The following is an 18385-nucleotide window of genomic DNA, read 5'->3' on the forward strand; positions in this document are numbered from 1 at the left end:
GCGAAGCGCTCAGCCGCAGCTGCATACAGAGAGAAAACACAGCAGGAGCCGCCAATATGGCGGCTCCTGCTGTGTGTGTTTGTGTGTGTTTAGGAGGGAGAAAAATCGCATCGGGTTGTAGTTCCCTTTGCTGATTATTAAGATACCCCCAAATCATGGCAGAATTATGAGTTTGGTGTGAACAGTTTGTAAACTTGTGGTCCAAACCTAAAATTTGGAAGATTTATTCCTGCGAATCCGCCCTTGTGTTCAACGGAACTTTCTGCTCTGCGCCACCGCTAATTCGTCGCAGCGGTTGTTTTCGGGCGTATCCGCGTGGCCCTTGACCCAGTGGTAGCGGAGGCTGTGGTGGTCGGTCAGCTCCAGCAGCTTTTCCCACAGATCCGGGTTCAGGGCGGGTTTCTTGTCGGACTTCACCCATCCCCGCTTCTGCCAGCCTCTGGCCCAGCCTTTGGAAAGGCCGTCGATCACATATTTGGAATCCGACCACAGCTCCACCTCACAGGGCTCCTTCAAAAGGGACAGGGCGGAGATGACGGCCGTCAGCTCCATGCGGTTGTTGGTGGTGTTGGCCTCGCCGCCGGAGAGTTCCCGGCGGTGCTTGCCATAGAGCAGCACCGCGCCCCAGCCTCCCGGACCGGGGTTGCCGCTGCACGCGCCGTCGGTATAAATGGTCACTGTCTTCATAGGACATCCTTTCTGAACCGGGGTTATGAAATTTGATGCCAAACAGGCAGCAAATGCTGCCAATGCACTCAGGCGTGAAAGAATGAGAGCGGCCTTTTGCCGCTCCCATTCTTTTTTACAGGTCCCTGAGAATCTCCCGGCGCTTTTCCTCGTACTCCTCCTCGGTGATGAGGCTGCGGTCGTAGAGGCTGCGCAGTTCCTGAAGCCGCTGCTCCGCACTGCCGCCGGCGGGGGAGGAGGGAGCGGACTCATCCACAATCTCCACGCCATAGAGCCCGGACCCATCCTTGCTGCGGAGGGCGCGCACCAGGTTATAAACGCCGAACGCGGCAAAGCACAGCGCCATACCCGTCCACAGCACCCCGAAAAGGCCCGCTCCGCTGGGGATCACCTGCGTGACGCCGATGATGACGAACACGCAGGCAACCACGATATACAAAATGCTGAAGGCGATGCCAAGTGGGCGCATTTCCTTTGTGGGCCGGATGTGGTAGCGTCTCATGTTCTGCCTCCCTTTTTCCCTCATTCGTTTTCGTCGGTGGGCGTCTCCTCAGACTCCTCTTTTTCCGCCCGGGCCAGGGATATGACCTTGGCCCCCTCGGCCAAGCGCATGACGCGGACGCCCTGGGCTGTGCGGCCGTAGACGTTCACGTCCTCGCTGGCCATGCGGATGATGGTGCCGTCGTCAGAGATGAGCAGGATGTCCTCGTCCCCGTCCACCACCTTGGCGCCGGCGATCTTGCCGGTCTTTTCCGTGACCTGATAGCCCTTCATGCCGTAGCCGCCCCGTTTCTGGGGACCGGCTTCCTCGCCGCCGCGCATGTATTCGCCCACGCCGGTCCGCTTGCCGAATCCGTTCTCCGTGATGGCCAGCAGCGTGCCCTCGCCGTGGATGCGGCAGGCGGAGACCACGTAGTCGCCCTCCCGGAGGCGGATGCCCCGGACGCCCACGGCGTCCCGGCCCATGCAGCGCACGTCGTTTTCACTGAAACAGATGGCCATGCCGTCGTGAGTCATCAGGAGAATGTTCTGCTCGCCGTTGGTGATGCGCACGTTGATAAGCTCGTCGCCCTCATCCAGCGTGATGGCCCGGATACCCGCCTTGCGGGCCGTGTTGATAGACTCAAGGGTGATGCGCTTCACGGTTCCGCCCCGGGTGACCAGGACCAGGAAAGCATCCTCCTCCATGCTCTTGACGTGGAGCATGGCCGTGACCTTCTCCCCGCTCTCCACCGGCAGCACGTTGACGATATTGGTGCCCTTGGCGGTACGGCCCGCCTCGGGGATCAGGTAGCCTTTTTTCCGGTGGACCCGTCCGGTGTTGGTGAAGAAGAGGATATAGTCGTGGGTGGAGGCGGTGAACACCGTTTCCACGCAGTCCTCCTCCCGCAGGCTCTGGGCCGCGATGCCCTTTCCGCCCCGGTGCTGGGAGCGGTAGGTGGAGGCGGGCAGGCGCTTGATGTATCCGGCCTGGGTCATAGTGTAGACGCACTGCTCCTCCTCGATCAGGTCCTCGATGTCGATCTCGTCCTCCACGTCCTGAATCTCGGTGCAGCGTTCGTCGCCGAACTTGTCGGAGATGGCCTGAAGCTCCTCCTTCAGCACCTGGCGCAGCAGGTCGTCGGAGGCAAGGAGCTTGTTGTAATAGGCGATGCGCTCCTCCAACTCCTTGTACTCGCCCTCCAACTTTTCCCGGTCCAGCCCCTGGAGCCGCTTGAGCTGCATATCCAAAATGGCCTGGGCCTGGATATCGTCCAGGCCGAACCGCTCGCACAGGCGCTGTTTGGCGTCGTCGTAGCTGGTGCGGATGATGCGGATGACCTCGTCGATGTTGTCCTGGGCGATGAGCAGGCCCTCCAGCAGGTGGGCCCGCTCCTGGGCCTTTCGCAGGTCATAGCGGGTGCGGCGGAGGATGATTTCCTCCTGGAAGCTGAGGTACTCGTCGATGATGTGGCGCAATGACAAAATCTTGGGCTGGGACTGGTTCTGGACCAGGGCCAGCATGTTGATGGCAAAGGTCGTCTGAAGCTGGGTCTGGGCAAAGAGGCGGTTCAGGACCACCTGGCAGTTGGCGTCTTTTTTCAGCTCAATGACGATGCGCATGCCGTTGCGGTCCGTTTCGTCCCGGATGTCGCTGATGCCCTCGAGCCGCTTATCCTCCACCTGGTCGGCCATATTCTTGATTAACATGCGCTTGTTGACCTGATAGGGGATTTCGGTGATGACGATGCGGGTGCGTCCGTTTCCAAACTCCTCCAGCTCGTGGCGGGCCCGGATCACCAAACGGCCCCGGCCGGTGGCGTAGGCGGCGCGGATGCCCGCGCGGCCCATAATGATGCCCTTTGTGGGGAAGTCCGGCCCCTTCACATGCTCCATCAGGTCGCTGAGCTCCGCCTCCGGGTTCTCCAGCACGCAGATGCACGCGCCGATAACCTCCCGCAGGTTGTGAGGCGGGATATTGGTGGCCATGCCCACGGCGATGCCGGAGGAGCCGTTAACCAGCAGATTGGGGAAGCGGCAGGGGAGGACCCGGGGCTCTTTGCGGGTCTCGTCAAAGTTGGGGTCCCAGTCCACCGTGTCCTTGTCAATGTCCCGCAGCAGCTCATCGGAGAGCCTGGCCATGCGGGCCTCTGTATAACGGTAGGCGGCCGGAGGGTCTCCATCCACGGAGCCAAAGTTTCCGTGTCCGTCCACCAGGGGATAGCGCATGGAGAAATCCTGGGCCAGGCGGACCAGGGCGTCATAGACAGACTGATCGCCGTGGGGATGGTAGCGTCCCAACACGTCGCCCACACAGGTGGCGGATTTCTTGAAGGGACGGTCGGACGTCAGGTTGTCCTCGTACATGGCGTAGAGGATGCGCCGGTGAACCGGCTTCAAGCCGTCCCGCACGTCGGGCAGGGCCCGGCCCACGATGACGCTCATGGCATATTCTATATAGGACTGCTCCATCTCCGGAACCAGCGGGGACGTGATGATCTTTTGTTCCGGATAGCGGATTTCCTCGGGATCATAATTTGGTTTTTTCGACATCTATCAATGTCCTCCTTGTATAGAGGTTTCTATCTTTCAATGAAACAGGCGGCTTTTGCTCCGCGCCATCTGCGCCGCGCGGGTGCCGTCGCCAAAGGCGCATCAATAGTCCAGGTTCACCGCGTATTTCGCGTTTTTCTCGATGAACTCCTTCCGGGGCTCCACCTTTTCACCCATGAGGATGGTAAAGGTCTCGTCGGCCTGAACGGCATCATCCAACTCGATGCGCTTGAGGGTGCGGGTCTCCGGGTTCATGGTGGTCTCCCACAGCTCGTGGGGGTTCATCTCGCCAAGGCCCTTAAAGCGGCTGATATCCACCTTTGCGTTTGGGTTGTCGCCCCGGAGCTCGGCGCTGACCGCGTCCCGTTCCTCGTCGGAAAAGGCCACGCGGGTGGTCTTACCCCGGCTCAGTTTATAGAGGGGCGGCACGGCGGCGTAAACGTAGCCCTGCTCGATCAGCGGCCGCATAAAGCGGAAGAAAAAGGTCAACAGCAGTGTGCGGATGTGGGAACCGTCCACATCGGCATCGGCCATGATGATGACCTTGTGGTAGCGCAGCTTGGATGGGTCAAAGTCCTCTCCGATACCGGCGCCCAGGGCGGTGATCACCGGCGTCAGCTTGTCGTTGCCGTAGACCTTGTCCGCCCGGGCCTTTTCCACGTTGAGCATCTTGCCCCACAGCGGCAAAATCGCCTGGAACCGGGAGTCCCGCCCCTGGGTGGCGGAGCCGCCGGCACTGTCTCCCTCGACGATATAGATTTCCGTAAGTTCCGGGTTATTTTCATTGCAGTCCCGAAGCTTGTCGGGCATAGCCGCGCCGCCTAAGGCGGTCTTGCGGCGGATGGATTCACGGGCCCGCTTGGCCGCCTCTCTGGCCCGGTTGGCAGTCAGGGCCTTATCCAGGATCATACGGCCGGCCTGGGGGTTTTCCTCCAGGAAAATCTCCAGTTTCTCCGCCACCACGTTGTTCACCAGGGTCCGGATCTCGCTGTTGCCAAGCTTTGCCTTGGTCTGGCCCTCAAACTGGGCGTCGGTGAGCTTCACGGAGATGACACAGGTCAAGCCCTCACGGCAGTCCTCGCCGGAGATTTTCTCATCGTCCTTAAGCATCCTGATCTTCCGGCCGTAGGCGTTGAGTGCCGTGGTCAGCGCCCGCTTGAACCCTTCCTCGTGCATGCCGCCCTCCGGGGTGTGGACGTTGTTGGCGAAGGAGAGGATGGTCTCGTTGTAGGTAGAGTTATACTGCATGGCCACTTCCGCCATGGAGTCGCCCTTCATGCCGGACATGTAGATCACACCCTCGTGGAGCGGATCCTTGTTCTTATTCAGCCAGGAGACAAACTCCCGTATGCCGCCGGCGTAGCACATCTCATCGCTCTGCTCCATGCCGGGGCGGCTGTCGATGGTGCGGATGCGCAGACCCGCGTTGAGAAAGGCCTCCTCCCGCATGCGGGTGTGGAGGGTATCGTAATTGTACACAAGGTCCTCAAACATCTCCGGGTCCGGCTTAAAGGTCACGGTTGTGCCGGTGCGGTCGGTTTTGCCCACCACTGTGATCTCCTGGGTGATATGGCCCCGGGAGAAGCGCATCTCATGGATTTTGCCCTCCTTGTGGACCTGTACCACCAGCCACTCGGACAGGGCGTTCACCACGCTGGCGCCCACGCCGTGGAGGCCGCCGGAGACCTTATAGCCCCCGCCGCCGAACTTTCCTCCGGCGTGGAGCACGCTGAACACCACCTCCAGGGCGGGCCGGCCCGTCTGGGCCTGGATGTCCACGGGGATGCCTCGGCCGTTGTCCACCACGGTGATGGTGTTGCCTTCGTTGATCTGTACGGTGATCTCCGTACAAAAGCCCGCCAGAGCCTCGTCGATGGAGTTATCCACAATCTCATAGACCAGGTGGTGGAGTCCTGAGGAGGAGGTGGAGCCGATGTACATGCCCGGCCGCTTACGCACCGCCTCCAGGCCCTCCAACACCTGGATTTCCGAGGCGTCATACTCCTCCATCTGAGGGCTTGTCAGGTTTTCAATTTCTGCCATGCTCTTCCTTCCTTCCGTTGACCGGCCAAAGCGCAGCAGCGTTTTGCCCGAACGATATCCATATCTGAACTTCCGGCCTCAACTGTTCAAGGCCGGATCCGTCTTCTTTTTATACCGGACCGCGTCCGGCCATACGCGCTCACTCCTCCAGCATTCCGTTCTCCGCCCGCCTTTGCAGCGTGGCGGTGCTCAGCTGGCTCAAATACACGATCTGGCGGTGATAGGGGTGGTCACAGACCACGAACGACTTGGGGATATCCTCGCCCACGTCCAGCACTACGCCCTCTTTCTCCGCCCGGCTCAGATATTCCCGGCCCCTTTTGCCATAGGAGACCTGATCCAGGTCAAAGATGCCGATGACGCTGTGCGCAGGCACGATTTCGTCTTTTCCAAGATGCAGATACATGGTTCCTCCATCAGCGGATGATTCCCCGTTCCACGTGAAACACCCGTCCTCCCAAGAGCTCCTCCAGCCGGTCGTCCTCGCAGCAGGTGATGAATACCTGGCCGCCGGAGATGCGGTTGAGCACATATTCCTGCCGCCGCTCATCCAACTCGGAGAGCACGTCGTCCAACAGCAGCACTGGATACTCCCCGGTTACATTTTGATAAATCTCCCGTTCCGCCAACTTCAGCGCCAGGGCGGCTGTTCTGGTCTGGCCCTGGGAGGAATAGATTCTTGCGCTGCGCCCGCCGATGAAGACCTCAATATCATCCTTATGGGGGCCGGAGAGGCAAAGGCCCGCGGCCCGCTCCGCGCTCTCATGGGAACGTTGGTGGATGCGCAGCTGCTCCGCGATGTCACCCACGCTGCCAAGGGGGTCCTCCACAGTGGCGACGGTCTGATAGACAAGGCGCAGCTCCTCCCGCCCGCCGGAGCATTCCCCATGGGCGGCGGCCGCGTATTCTCCCAGCCGTCGGCAAAGCTGAGCCCTGTAATGGATCACCACCGCCCCTGCAACGGCCATCTGCTCATTGAATTCCGGCAGCGCCTCAAGCAAGGAGGGCTTTTCCCCCCAGTCCCGGAGAATCCGGGTCTTGTGTTCATAGACCTTGTTGTAATTTGACAGGGCAGAGGCATACCGGGGCCGCAGCTGGCAGAGGCAGCCGTCTAAGAACTTCCGCCGGGCCGCGGCGCCGTCCCGGATGAGATAGAGATCCTCCGGGCAGAAAAAAACCGTGTTGAACACGGCGGAGAGTTCCGCCGCTGTTTTGGCAGCCACCTGATTCACCCGCATCCGCCGCCGTCTCCCCCGGTAAAGCTCCACCTCCATGGCGAACTCCCGGTCCCGGGCAAACACCCTGGCGCCGATCATAGCGTCCTGCTCCTCAAAGCCGATTATCTCCCGGTCGGACCTGGCCCGGGGAGAACGGCCGCTGGAGAGATAGGCGATGGCCTCAAGCAGATTGGTCTTTCCCTGGGCGTTCTCCCCGTAGATCACATTGCACCGGGGGTCAAACTCCACCCTTTGACATCTGTAGTTGCGAAACCGCTCCAGCGTCAGTTCATCAATCCGCATAGCTGAGGCCGAACTCCTGTCCGTCCGCCGAGACCACGTCTCCGGGCCGCAGCTTTTTGCCCCGCATGGTACAGATCTCCCCGTTGACCAGAATCTGACCATCCTGGATCCGCTGCTTTGCCTCGCCTCCTGTCTCCGTAACAGCCGCAAACTTCAGCAGGTCCTGCAGCTTGATATACTCCGTTGTAATGACAATGATTTTCATATTTCTCCGATCCGCGGCAGATGATAAACCGCCGCTTCTTTATTCCGCGGCCTTCAGCCGCACCGGCAGCACCATATAGAGAAAGCTCTCGCCGCCGTCCGTGGGCACAATCACGGCCGGGGAAACGCCGGTGTTCAGCTCGATCTGAACGGCGTCCGCCGGCGCATAGCGCAATGCGTCCATAAGATAGCGGTTGTTGAAGCCGATCTCAAGAGCGCCGCCGTCGCCGGAGAGAGGGCACACATCCTTGGCTTCACCGTTGCCGGTCTTTGCGGAGAGCATCACCCGCTCATGGTCAAAGACGCAGCGCACCGGACTTTTCAGTTTGTCGGAAATCACAACGCTGACCCGGTCTATGCTCTCAATCAGCGTCTTTGTGTCGGCGATCAGGCGGATGGGGTTATTGCGGGGGATGGCGTTCTTGTAATCCAGGAATTCCCCCTCCAGCCTGCGGCAGATCAGCTCCGTATCTCCCACTTCAAAGAGAATGTGGCGGTTTCCCAAAGTAACGCACGCCAAATCCTCCACGTCCTCGCAGATTTTCTCCACCTCGGAGAGGGCCGCGCCCGGCGCAACAAAGGAAAAGGCGCCGCCATCGATCTTCTCCAAAGGCTCCCGGCGCACTGCCAGACGGAATCCGTCCACAGATACAATGGTCAGACCCTTGTCGTTGATCTCAAAGAGAGAGCCGGTGTGCACCGGGCGGCTTTCATTGGTGGAGACGGCGAACAGGGTTTGACCGATCATCTCCCGCAGCACCTTTTGCTGAATGGAGATGGTAAACTCATCCTCCACCGCCGGAAGCTCCGGATAGTCGGCGGCGCTGAGGCCCAGAATATCGAAGGCCGCGTCGCCGCAGCTCAAGTGGACCATGAAGCGCTCATCGGACTGAAAAGTGACCACATCATCGGGCATTTTTCGGATGATGTCTCCAAAGAGACGGGCGTTGAGGACGATTTCTCCGCCCTCGGTGATGTCGGCGCTGACCTTGGCGCGGATGCCGGTCTGCATGTTATAGCCGGAGATGGTCAGTATATCGCCCGCCTGAAGGAGAAGACCCTCAAGGGCGGGGATGGAGCTCTTAGTGGAAACGGCCCGGGAAGTGGTGGCGATCACGCTCTGGAGGAGGGCCTTTTCACAGGAGAATTTCATGTAGATCCTTCCTTTCAAAAAAAAGTTTGCAAAGGATGCATATCATAGGCAAGAAAAGCATAGAATATGAAGTTAGTAACAGTAGCCGTAGGGGGCCTTTTGTGTGGAAAAGGAGGGAAACGTCGATTTCCGTAAGGTTTGTCCATCCACAGGGGATGTGGACAAGTTGCAAGTCTTTTCCACATAAAAAAATTGGGGGAATTTTTCCACAGCGGAGTTTTCCTTTTCCACAGCGGATTGTGGAAAGGTCTTTTATTTTTTAGAGTTGATATTGGTGGTCAGTTCCTTGATGACCTCGGCAAAGGAGGGGTCTGTGCGGATCTGCTTTTCCACCTTTTCGATGGAGTGCTTCACCGTGGCGTGATCCCGGCCGCCGAACTCCCGGCCGATGTCCACAAGAGAGAGGTTGGTCATGCGGCGGATAAGGTACATGGCGATCTGACGGCCCTGAACAGCATCCTTTACCCGCTGTTGGCCGCGGATGATGGTTTCCTCCATATTGTAAAAGCGGCAGACATAGCCGATGATCATCTCCGGAGTGGGAATGATCTCTCCGCTTTTGGAGAGGATGTCCCGGATGGCACGCTTCACGGCCTCCTCGTCCACGTTGTCTCCCAAAAGGTCCTTGTAAGCCAGAATCTTGTTGATGGTGCCCTCAAGCTGGCGCACGTTGGCGGTGACTTTTTCGGCGATGAATCCGGCAATGGAGTCGGGTATTTCCATACCCAACATGGCGGCCTTGTTTTTGATAATGGCCATCCGCGTTTCAAAGTCAGGCGGCGCCACGTCCGCCAGGAGGCCCCACTCAAAACGGGTGCGCAGGCGGTCGTCCAACAGCGTCATCTCAGAGGGGGGACGGTCGGAGGTGAGGACGATCTGCTTGCCCGACTCATAGAGGGTATTGAAGGTATGGAAAAATTCGTTCTGCACCTGCTCCTTGCCGGCCACAAACTGCACATCGTCCACCAGCAGCAGGTCCGCCTCCCGGTAACGGGCCCGGAATTCGCTGCCCCGGCCGGCCCGGATCAATTCGATGAACTGATTGATAAAATCGTCGCCCTTCACGTAGGCGATCTTGGCCCTTGCGTTATTTTTGCGGATCATGTGGGCGATGGCGTAGAGGAGATGGGTCTTTCCAAGGCCTGAGTCGCCGTAAATCAGCAGAGGGTTGTAGTTGGCCGCGGGCCGCTCCGCCACAGACCGGGCGGCAGCGTAGGCAAGTTTGTTGGACGGACCCACCACAAAGGTTTCAAAGGTGAATTCATCCGACTCAAAGAGACTGCGTGTTTTTTTCGCACTCTCCGGAGATTCAAACGCGGCGTACTCCTCCTCATCCAGGATTTTCACCTCAAACTCATGGGAAAAGATATCCTGAAGTGCGGCGCGGATATTGTCTAAGAAGAGAGATTCGATGTAGCCTTTTTTGAACTCATTGGGACAGCGGAAGTAAAAGGTAAACTCCCGTATGTCCACCGGCTCAAGCTCGTCGAACCAGGTGGAGATGGTGGTTTCGGACAGCTCGTTTTGCAGTTTCTGCAAAACGGTGGTCCAGATGTCTGCCACGGAATTCAACGCGTTACGCCCCTTTCTGAACAGGCAAAATGCAGCAAAATAATACTGTATCAGTATACCAAAAAAGGGCCGGTGTGTCTATACATATTCTAATTAATAAGAAGTGAAAATACACAAGAAAATGGTTCCCATACTCTTCCATTTCTATACACAAGATATAGCGCGGTGAAGCTTTTGTCACACTATATTTTGAAAGGGTTGGAAAAAGTGCGCAAAGTATGGGAAAATGAGAGTTTTTTCCCGGTTTACATATTGACACCTTTTCAAAAAGCCTGTATACTATTCGGTGCGTCACAATCGGTTGACGGATAAAAGGATTACTGCGGCAGAAGGCTTGCCGTCTGCTGTCGAGTAAGTGCGGAAAGGGGTTCCCCGGACCGCCGGAATTATAACAGGAGGTGTCTTAAGATGGCAACGAAACGTACCTATCAGCCCAAGAAACTGCACGGCCAGAAGGTCCACGGCTTCCGCAAGAGAATGGCTACTGCCAACGGCCGCAAGGTTTTGTCCCGCCGCCGCGCCAAGGGCCGCGCACAGCTGTCCTACTAAGAGGACTTGGACACCCGGTCAGAATCAAATTATTTCAGGGGCGGTAGAGGAACAGTCTGCCGTCCCTAAAAAGCTGTATGCCTGAAAAAGGAGGCCTGACCGGATGAGGAGGACGCATGAAAAAAGCCGTCACGCTGAAAAAAAACTATGAATTCCAGAGGATGTACCGCAAGGCAAAGTCGGCGGTGAGTCCCTGCGTGGTGGTCTACTGCCGGAACAATCACCTGGACCACAACCGCATCGGCATCACCGTGTCCACCAAGCTTGGAAAGGCCGTGGTGCGAAACCGCGCCCGGCGCCGGCTGAGGGAGGCCTATCGGCTTCAAGCCGCGCATATCCGGCCAGGCTGCGATTTTGTGATGGTGGCCCGGGGAAGACTTCTCAGCGCCCCGTGGCATCAGGTGTGCGCTCAACTGCGCCAGTGTATGGACAGGCTTGGCGTGTGGGAGGAGCGGGTATGAAGCGGCTTTTGCTTGCACTGGTGCGCTTTTACCGCAGGGAGATTTCGCCGGCCTTTCCGCCCCGGTGCCGCTATATCCCCACCTGCTCCCAGTACGCCCTGGAGGCCATTGAAAAATACGGCGCGCTCAAAGGCTCCTATCTTGCGTTCCGCCGCGTTCTGCGCTGCAACCCATTCCACAAGGGCGGGTATGACCCTGTCCCGTAGCAAACCCCATTTTTTCAACAAAAATCGGAGGAAACCACATGTTTGCAACGCTTGGATACTATATTTGTATCCCATTCGCCGCGCTGCTGCGCCTGTTCTACAATGTGACGGGCTCTTACGGCGTGTCGCTGATTTTGTTTACCCTGGTGATCAAGCTTGTGATGCTGCCCTTCCAGATGAAATCCAAAAAGGGCATGATGCGCATGTCCCGGATGAGTGGCAAGCTGAAGGATCTGCAGACCCGGTATAAGAACAATCAGCAAAAGTATGCCGAGGAAGTGCAGAAGCTCTACGCCGAGGAGGGCGTCAGCCCCATGGGCGGCTGTCTCTGGAGCTTTCTGCCCCTGCCCATCATGATCGCCCTGTACTCCATCATCCGCAGCCCTATCACCCACTTTATGAACTTAGGCGGCCTGGCCGCCGGCAGCAGCATGCTTGCCGCGGCCAAAGAAGCTATTTCCGCCGCCGGCCTCCAGCTGACCAGCAATGCGGTCTATGAGCAGATCGAGCTTGTAAAGGTCATCGGGACCAACGCCGACAAGGCCCCCATTGCCAGTTTTCTCTCCCAGCACACAAGCTGGATCTACATGGATTACAATTTCCTGGGTCTGGACCTGACCGCCACCCCCAGCCAGCACATGGGAGACTTTTCAGCCGGCATCAGCTGGGGGCTGATCGGTCTGATGCTGATTCCCATTTTCTCCGGCGCGCTGAGCTTCCTGCTGAGCCGGATCACCATGTCCTCCCAGCCGGCGACTGATCCCAACGCCGCCCGCTCCACCAAGATGATGACCTGGATGATGCCTTTGATGAGCGTTTACATCGGCTTCATCATGCCCGCCGCCCTGGGCGTGTACTGGATTGCCCAGAGCCTGTTCTCCATCCTTCAGGAGTATTTACTTGGAAAATTCTACAACAAGAAGTTAGAGGAAGAAGAGGAGGCAAAGGAGGCCCAGCGGGCGGAGCTGCGCCGGCAGCGTCAGGAGGAGGCCAAGCAGCAGGCCCAGCTCCAGAGGGAACTCAACGCGGCCAATCAGAACAAGAAAAAGATCGCCGCCAAGCGGGCGGAGAAGCTGGAAAAGAAGGCCAAGGAGAAGCCAAGGACCAATGAGAACGGCCGCGTGGGGGACCGTCCCTATGCCCGGGGCCGCACCTTCAGCGAGGATCATTACAAAGACTAAGGAGCAACTGCCATGAGTTATATTGAAGTAACCGGCAAGAATGAGGACGAGGCCATTGCCAAGGCGCTGGCCCAGCTCAATCTTGACCGCGATGATGTATCTGTGGAAATCCTGGAGCGCTCCAAGCCCGGCTTCTTAGGGATCGGCGCGGTGCCGGCCAAGGTCCGCGTCAGCTATGAGGGAGCTGAGCAGAGCGATTGGAAAGAGGAGCTGAAGGCCGAACCGGTGGTGAAGGAGCCTCCGGTGAAGGCGGCGCCCAAGGCAGCGCCTGTTCCCAAGAGCGCGCCGAAGACGGTGGAAAAGGCAGCGCCTAAGGTGGAGAAGACGGCGCCCAGGGCCCCTAAGGAGGAAAAGCCTGATCGTTGCGGGGAAAGCGAAGAGCTTGGGGAACTGTGCAATGATGAGAAGGCCGGGCAGATCAAGGCCTTTTTGAACGGACTGCTGGAGCAGATGGACAGCCCCGCCCAGGTAAAGGTGTACCAGCCGGAGAAGGGCCGCTACAAGGTCTTTCTGGAGGGCGATAAATTGGGCGCGCTGATCGGCCGCCGGGGAGAGACATTGGACGCCATTCAGCAGCTCACCAATTACGCCGTCAACCGTGGCTCCGGAAGCCGTGTGCGGATTCACCTGGACGCGGAGAACTACCGCCAGAAGCGGGAGCAGAGCCTCCAGCGCCTGGCCGTCAAGGTGGCGGGGAAGGTGACCAAGTACCGCCGCAACGTGACGCTGGAGCCTATGAACGCCTATGAGCGCCATGTGATCCACACCGCGCTGCAGGAGACGCCCAACATCACCACCTATTCCACCGGCACCGAGCCCAACCGCCGGGTCATTGTGGCCTACGACAGAAACAAGCAGTGAATAAAAACCGTCCGGCTGATGCCGGACGGTTTTTTACGCGCGCTGTGACAAATTGCCTCCGGAAATCGTATTATTGGTGAATGCATTCAAAGTAAGGAAGAGGCGCCGGGAAAACCAGCGCCCACAGGTGAAACGCGATGGAACAGAACAGCTTTCTTGACGCGGTGGAGCGCCACCGGGACATGGTGTTCCGGATTGCGCTCCACCAGTGCGGCAATCCAAGCGACGCGGACGATGCGGTGCAGGAGGTGTTCCTGCGGCTCTATGGGGAGAAAAAGCCCTTTGACGGGCCGGAGCATCTGTGCCGCTGGCTGATCCGGGTGACGGTAAATCTGTGCAGGGATATGCTGCGCAGTCCCTGGCGCAGGCGCCGAGTGTCGTTGGACGCGCTGCCGCCCGTTTTTGAAACGCCGCAGCAGGAGTCTCTCTATCAGTCGGTGATGGCCCTTCCGGAAAAATACAGGACCGTACTGGACCTCTTTTACTATGAGGACTTCTCCGTGCAGGAGATCGCGGAGCTGCTCCACGTGAGTCAGACCGCCGTGACCACCCGACTTTCCCGGGCAAGAAAGCTTTTGAAGCAGCAGCTGACGGAGGTGTAGTATGGAGTTCAAAGAGTTATATCGGAAAACCTTTTCCCAGATCCACTCCTCCGCGGACATTCGATGGGAGGCAATGGAAATGAAAGAACAAAAACGACGCAGACGTCACGTGACTGTGGTGGCCGCGGTGCTCTGCCTGATAGTGGCGCTGACGTGCACGGCCGTGGCGACGGACTTTTTTGGCCTGCGGCAGTGGCTGATGCCGGAAAAGGCCGCCGTGCAGATGCCGGACGGGCAGGGCGGCCTTCAGGATGTGCGGGTGGACAGCATCACCCTCTCCGGCTATGCGGATACGCCGGAGAGCCGAGCCACGGCGGAGTGGCAGGCCTTTTTGGGCAGCTATGATCCGGACGGCTCTATCCTGCGGGAGATCGGGAACGGACCCACCGGCCTGGAGGAGCGCTACCGATTTTATCAGGTCTACACCAGGGAGATGGCGGATACGCTGGATGGGATCACAGAGCGCTGCGGCCTTGTCCTGCACACGGGGATACAGGATGTGATGAGCCGGGAGGACCTCTTTTCAAAGGCGGGCGGCGCCTTCCTTGCGGAGTCCCACACGCCCTTCAGCACATATATCTACGAGGACGGAACCTTCCACTATGACGGGGAGGCGTATGTGGAAGGATTCGGCATTTTAAGCTATCAGTTCATGCGCTGCGTCAGGGGGAGCTTTACCGACGTGATGCTGGCGGTGGGAGATGTGTCGGCCTACCGGGAGTGGGGCTATACCGCCTCCTGCGGACAAGAGGTGCGTCTGGGCATCGGACCGGGAAAGGCGCTGGTCCTGGCGGAGCTGAGGGACAGCTTTGTCACTCTGAACGTCCTTGCCGGCGGTGACGACGGACTCACCGCCGGGGAGCTGGAGGCGCTGGCGGATGGGATCGACTTCTCCCTTCTGGACCGGGACAGAGAGGAGCTGGCCCGGCTGGCGGCCGTGCCCCGGGCGGAGGAGACAGGGGAGCTGGCGGAGGAGGACCTCTTCTATGGGCAGACTGGCATGGAGGAGCAGACGGCCCAGGAGTTTTACGCGGAATTTGTCCGGGCCATTGAGGACGGCCGCCGCCTGGACGTGGCAGAGATGATCTGCTGGCCCGCAAAGGTGACGACGGCCGACGGAACCGCCACGGTGGAGACGGCGAAGGACTTTTTGGATGAGTATGACAGCATCGTGACGGAATCCCTGCTGGCCTGCATCCATGAAAATCAGTACGACGAAAACCGGGCGGACCTCTTTGGCCACGACGGCCTGGCGGGCGCCGCCGGAGGCGCCGTCTGGTTTACCTGTCTTGAGGATGGAACCCTTGCAGTGCTTACGATCCAAACTCCCGAGGGCTGGAGTGTCCGCCCTGTCTGGGAAGATGTGGATGGATGATGTGGAGCTTGATCCCTCTCGCGCGGCTCTCTTTTTTCTTGATGGTACGGCTTTTTCAAAACAGCAGGGACAGTCTCATTGGTGAGACTGTCCCTGAACCTTGGAATCTGTCAGATAAAGAAGGGGATTAGGTCAATTTAAGTTCCGCTGTATCCAAAAGCTCCTTCGTTCGTGGCGTACTGTTATCCAGGGGTATGTTCATACTTCTCCACGTCATACCCCGTTTGTCAGGTTTAAAATCAGGGTGGTAGTACAGGAGATAGACGTTGTCCAAAGGGAGCAGCTTCTCTACTTGAGTGATGCAGTCAAGTGCTATGGGGGAGATGAGTTCCTTTATTTGTTCCTCACTGGGAAGAGATGGACTTTCATAGTCCCCATAATCAAAGCGCAGACTTGTGAGAGGGGTCATTGGGTCGTTATGATTCCAATAGACGGCGTAGGAGAGAAATCGATAGTACCGTCCTTGAACATAGGTACGGTGTAGTTTGGAGATAACCTCTGATACTCCGGTTTCCTCTAAAAACAACTCCTCTCGGGACGGGTCGCCGACCGTATCTTGATTGGGGTTGGTGTGGATATAGAGCCGCTCCTCTCCCAAATGGACCAGGGTCTCATAGGAGCTGCTGACGGGATTAAATACGGTCTTTCCAAGCGTTGCCTGTGGGTAGACGATACTGCAATACTCCCTTGCCGCACCACGAGCCATCATTTTGCCAAAGCCCAATGGGAAGCCAAGCAGGATGGACAGGCATATATACACGGCAAAGAGGCTTAGAATCAGTAAAGCCGGTTTTTGTCTTTTTGTGAGATACAGCTTCATACCCTTTCCCCCCTTAGAAAATGCTTCCGCGCACTGAATTCCGGTTTATCACACGGCTGTTGTTGGATGTAGTTTATCATGCGGGCTGCTGTTTTTCAATGGACAGTGTACCGGACGGCGACGTACAAGGAAAGTGGACTGCTCACTTTCCCTTGACAGATGTGGAAAAACGTGGTACAGTACACCCAATATCAAACTGCGATGAAGGGAAGGAGTATCCCCGATTTCCTGGGTCCAGAGAGAGGGCGGCTGGTGCAAGCCCTTGCCGGGAGAGGGAGAAGGCGTCCCGGAGCTGCGGCGCCCAAGCGGAGAGCAGGCGCGGCCGGCCCCCGCCGTTACCGGGTTTAAGTGTACGTGCAAACGTAAATTCAGGTGGAACCACGGACTGCATACAGTTCGCCCTGAGCCGATTCCGGCTCAGGGCGTTTTTTTGCGGGAATGAAGCGGGCGGCGAATGGGAATCACAACAAGGGATGAAAAGGAGAGAAGAACATGAACAACGACAGCAAGACTATGGAAAAAATTGTGGCGCTGTGCAAAAGCCGGGGCTTTGTCTTTCCGGGCAGCGAGATTTACGGCGGCCTTGCCAACAGCTGGGACTACGGCCCCCTGGGCGTGGAGCTGAAGAACAACGTGAAGCGGGCCTGGTGGAAGAAGTTCGTCCAGGAGAACCCCTACAACGTGGGACTGGACTCCGCCATTTTGATGAATCCCGAGGTGTGGGTTGCTTCCGGCCATGTGGCCACCTTCAACGACCCCCTTATCGACTGCAAGGCCTGCAAGATGCGCCACCGCGCCGACAAGCTGGTGGAGGCCTACAACGCCGGGCAGGGCATTGACAATGTGAACGTGGAGGCCATGGACGGCGAGGCGCTGGTGGCCTATATCCGGGAAAAGCAGATTCCCTGCCCCGGCTGCGGCAAGTCCGACTTCACCGACATCCGCAAGTTCAACCTGATGTTCAAGACCCACCAGGGCGTCACCGAGGACACGGCCAACGAGGTGTATCTGCGGCCTGAGACCGCCCAGGGAATCTTTGTCAACTTCCCGGCCATCGCCCGCACCACCCGCCGCAAGCTGCCCTTCGGCGTGTGCCAGATCGGCAAGAGCTTCCGCAACGAGATCACTCCTGGCAACTTCATCTTCCGCATCCGGGAGTTTGAGCAGATGGAGCTGGAGTTCTTCTGCAAGCCCGACACGGACCTGGAGTGGTTCTCCTACTGGCGCAGCTACTGCCACCAGTGGCTGAAGGACCTGGGCGTCCGGGAGGAGAACCTGCGGCTGCGGGACCATGAGAAGGAGGAGCTGAGCTTCTACTCCAAGGCCACCACCGACTTTGAGTATAAGTTCCCCTTCGGCTGGGGCGAGCTCTGGGGCGTGGCGGACCGGACCAACTATGACCTCCGGCAGCATCAGGAGCATTCCGGCCAGGATCTGACCTACTTTGATCAGGAGAAAAACGAGCGCTATATCCCCTATGTCATCGAGCCCTCCTTGGGCGCGGACCGCATGACCCTTGCCTTTTTGGTGGAGGCCTACGACGAGGAGATCGTGGACGTGGAGAAGAACGACAGCCGCGTGGTGATGCATTTCCACCCGGCCCTGGCTCCCTTCAAGGCGGCGGTGCTGCCCCTTTCTAAGAAGCTTGGCGAGAAGGCCCAGGAGATTCAGCGCGAGCTGAGCAAATACTATATGGTGGACTACGACGACACCGGCTCCATCGGCAAGCGCTACCGCCGGGAGGACGAGATCGGCACCCCCTACTGCATCACGGTGGACTTCCAGACCGTGGGCGACGAGAAGACCCCCGCCGACCACTGCGTCACCGTCCGGGACCGGGACACCATGGAGCAGGTGCGGCTGCCCATCGACAAGCTGAAGGCCTATCTGGACGAGAAGCTTGCCTATTGAGGCCGGACGAACGTATGAATCGAAAGGACCGCCCCTTTTTGGGGCGGTCCTTTTTTCGGGCGGAGAACCGGTTTTTGCATGTGAAACGCCGTGGAGAAGGCGGATATACGGGCGGCGCGGTGTAAAAATACAGCATCCCCTTGTTTTTCCCCGGGAAAACGGGTATGATGTCACAATAGGATTTTTGTACGCGGTTATCCCCGCGGA

Annotated in this window: 18 protein-coding genes and 1 other annotated feature; of the genes, 8 read left to right on the forward strand and 10 right to left on the reverse strand. The window is 58.3% G+C overall.

Features of this window, described 5'->3' with window-relative positions:
- Positions 1–249: 249 nt before the first annotated feature.
- From rnhA to dnaA, 9 genes are all read right to left on the reverse strand, one after another.
- A complete protein-coding gene (gene rnhA / locus KQI82_RS02190; RefSeq protein ID WP_216558088.1) occupies positions 250–687 on the reverse strand; it encodes a ribonuclease HI in 438 nt (145 codons plus the stop codon).
- A 115-nt stretch (positions 688–802) separates the two neighbouring features.
- A complete protein-coding gene (locus tag KQI82_RS02195; protein WP_216558091.1) occupies positions 803–1189 on the reverse strand; it encodes an SHOCT domain-containing protein in 387 nt (128 codons plus the stop codon).
- 20 nt (positions 1190–1209) lie between these two features.
- Positions 1210–3720 (reverse strand): DNA gyrase subunit A, encoded by a 2511-nt coding sequence (gene gyrA / locus KQI82_RS02200; protein ID WP_216558094.1) that lies wholly within the window; start codon positions 3718–3720, stop codon positions 1210–1212.
- A gap of 102 nt (positions 3721–3822) precedes the next feature.
- Positions 3823–5763, reverse strand: coding sequence for a DNA topoisomerase (ATP-hydrolyzing) subunit B (gyrB, locus tag KQI82_RS02205; RefSeq protein ID WP_216558097.1), 1941 nt, complete (start codon positions 5761–5763; stop codon positions 3823–3825).
- Between the two features lie 139 nt (positions 5764–5902).
- Positions 5903–6169 carry an extracellular matrix regulator RemB gene (gene remB, locus KQI82_RS02210; protein ID WP_216558101.1) on the reverse strand — a complete coding sequence of 89 codons (267 nt, stop codon included), beginning with the start codon at positions 6167–6169 and terminating at the stop codon, positions 5903–5905.
- Between the two features lie 10 nt (positions 6170–6179).
- On the reverse strand, positions 6180–7283 hold the full coding sequence (gene recF / locus KQI82_RS02215) for a DNA replication/repair protein RecF (RefSeq protein ID WP_216558104.1): 1104 nt from the start codon (positions 7281–7283) through the stop codon (positions 6180–6182).
- The gene (locus KQI82_RS02220) at positions 7273–7488 is read right to left on the reverse strand and encodes an RNA-binding S4 domain-containing protein (RefSeq protein WP_216558107.1); all 216 of its coding nucleotides are present in this window, start codon (positions 7486–7488) and stop codon (positions 7273–7275) included. Before KQI82_RS02220 ends, recF begins: the two co-directional genes overlap by 11 nt.
- 39 nt (positions 7489–7527) lie before the next feature.
- Positions 7528–8640, reverse strand: a complete 1113-nt coding sequence (gene dnaN, locus KQI82_RS02225) for a DNA polymerase III subunit beta (protein WP_216558110.1) — start codon at positions 8638–8640, stop codon at positions 7528–7530.
- Between the two features lie 252 nt (positions 8641–8892).
- Complete coding sequence (dnaA, locus tag KQI82_RS02230; RefSeq protein ID WP_338148933.1) at positions 8893–10203, reverse strand: chromosomal replication initiator protein DnaA; 1311 nt, start codon at positions 10201–10203, stop codon at positions 8893–8895.
- Positions 10204–10620: 417 nt separating this feature from the next.
- Here dnaA and rpmH point away from each other — a divergent pair, with 417 nt between their 5' ends.
- The 7 genes from rpmH (at position 10621) to KQI82_RS02265 (ending at position 15447) form a co-directional block, all read left to right on the forward strand.
- Positions 10621–10761, forward strand: a complete 141-nt coding sequence (rpmH, locus tag KQI82_RS02235) for a 50S ribosomal protein L34 (protein ID WP_216558116.1) — start codon at positions 10621–10623, stop codon at positions 10759–10761.
- Between the two features lie 116 nt (positions 10762–10877).
- Entirely contained in the window at positions 10878–11222 is a 345-nt protein-coding gene (rnpA, locus tag KQI82_RS02240; RefSeq protein ID WP_216558119.1) for a ribonuclease P protein component, read from the forward strand.
- Positions 11219–11428: a membrane protein insertion efficiency factor YidD gene (gene yidD / locus KQI82_RS02245; RefSeq protein ID WP_216558122.1), complete on the forward strand. Its 210-nt coding sequence runs from the start codon at positions 11219–11221 to the stop codon at positions 11426–11428. The genes rnpA and yidD overlap by 4 nt, the downstream gene beginning before the upstream one ends.
- A gap of 38 nt (positions 11429–11466) precedes the next feature.
- Positions 11467–12609: a YidC/Oxa1 family membrane protein insertase gene (locus KQI82_RS02250; protein WP_216558125.1), complete on the forward strand. Its 1143-nt coding sequence runs from the start codon at positions 11467–11469 to the stop codon at positions 12607–12609.
- Between the two features lie 12 nt (positions 12610–12621).
- Positions 12622–13470: an RNA-binding cell elongation regulator Jag/EloR gene (jag, locus tag KQI82_RS02255; RefSeq protein ID WP_216558128.1), complete on the forward strand. Its 849-nt coding sequence runs from the start codon at positions 12622–12624 to the stop codon at positions 13468–13470.
- A gap of 137 nt (positions 13471–13607) precedes the next feature.
- On the forward strand, positions 13608–14072 hold the full coding sequence (locus tag KQI82_RS02260; protein WP_216558131.1) for an RNA polymerase sigma factor: 465 nt from the start codon (positions 13608–13610) through the stop codon (positions 14070–14072).
- A gap of 79 nt (positions 14073–14151) precedes the next feature.
- Positions 14152–15447, forward strand: a complete 1296-nt coding sequence (locus KQI82_RS02265) for a hypothetical protein (protein WP_216558134.1) — start codon at positions 14152–14154, stop codon at positions 15445–15447.
- 127 nt (positions 15448–15574) lie between these two features.
- Here the strand turns inward: KQI82_RS02265 and KQI82_RS02270 are convergent, their stop codons facing one another.
- Positions 15575–16267 (reverse strand): hypothetical protein, encoded by a 693-nt coding sequence (locus KQI82_RS02270; protein WP_216558137.1) that lies wholly within the window; start codon positions 16265–16267, stop codon positions 15575–15577.
- Positions 16268–16459: 192 nt separating this feature from the next.
- Positions 16460–16674 (forward strand) — a binding site (T-box leader).
- Between the two features lie 85 nt (positions 16675–16759).
- Between KQI82_RS02270 and KQI82_RS02275 the strand changes: the two genes are divergently transcribed.
- Entirely contained in the window at positions 16760–18178 is a 1419-nt protein-coding gene (locus tag KQI82_RS02275; RefSeq protein ID WP_216558140.1) for a glycine--tRNA ligase, read from the forward strand.
- Positions 18179–18385 lie beyond the last annotated feature (207 nt).

Origin of the sequence: Dysosmobacter acutus (assembly GCF_018919205.1) — a bacterium.
GTDB lineage: Bacteria > Bacillota > Clostridia > Oscillospirales > Oscillospiraceae > Oscillibacter > Oscillibacter acutus.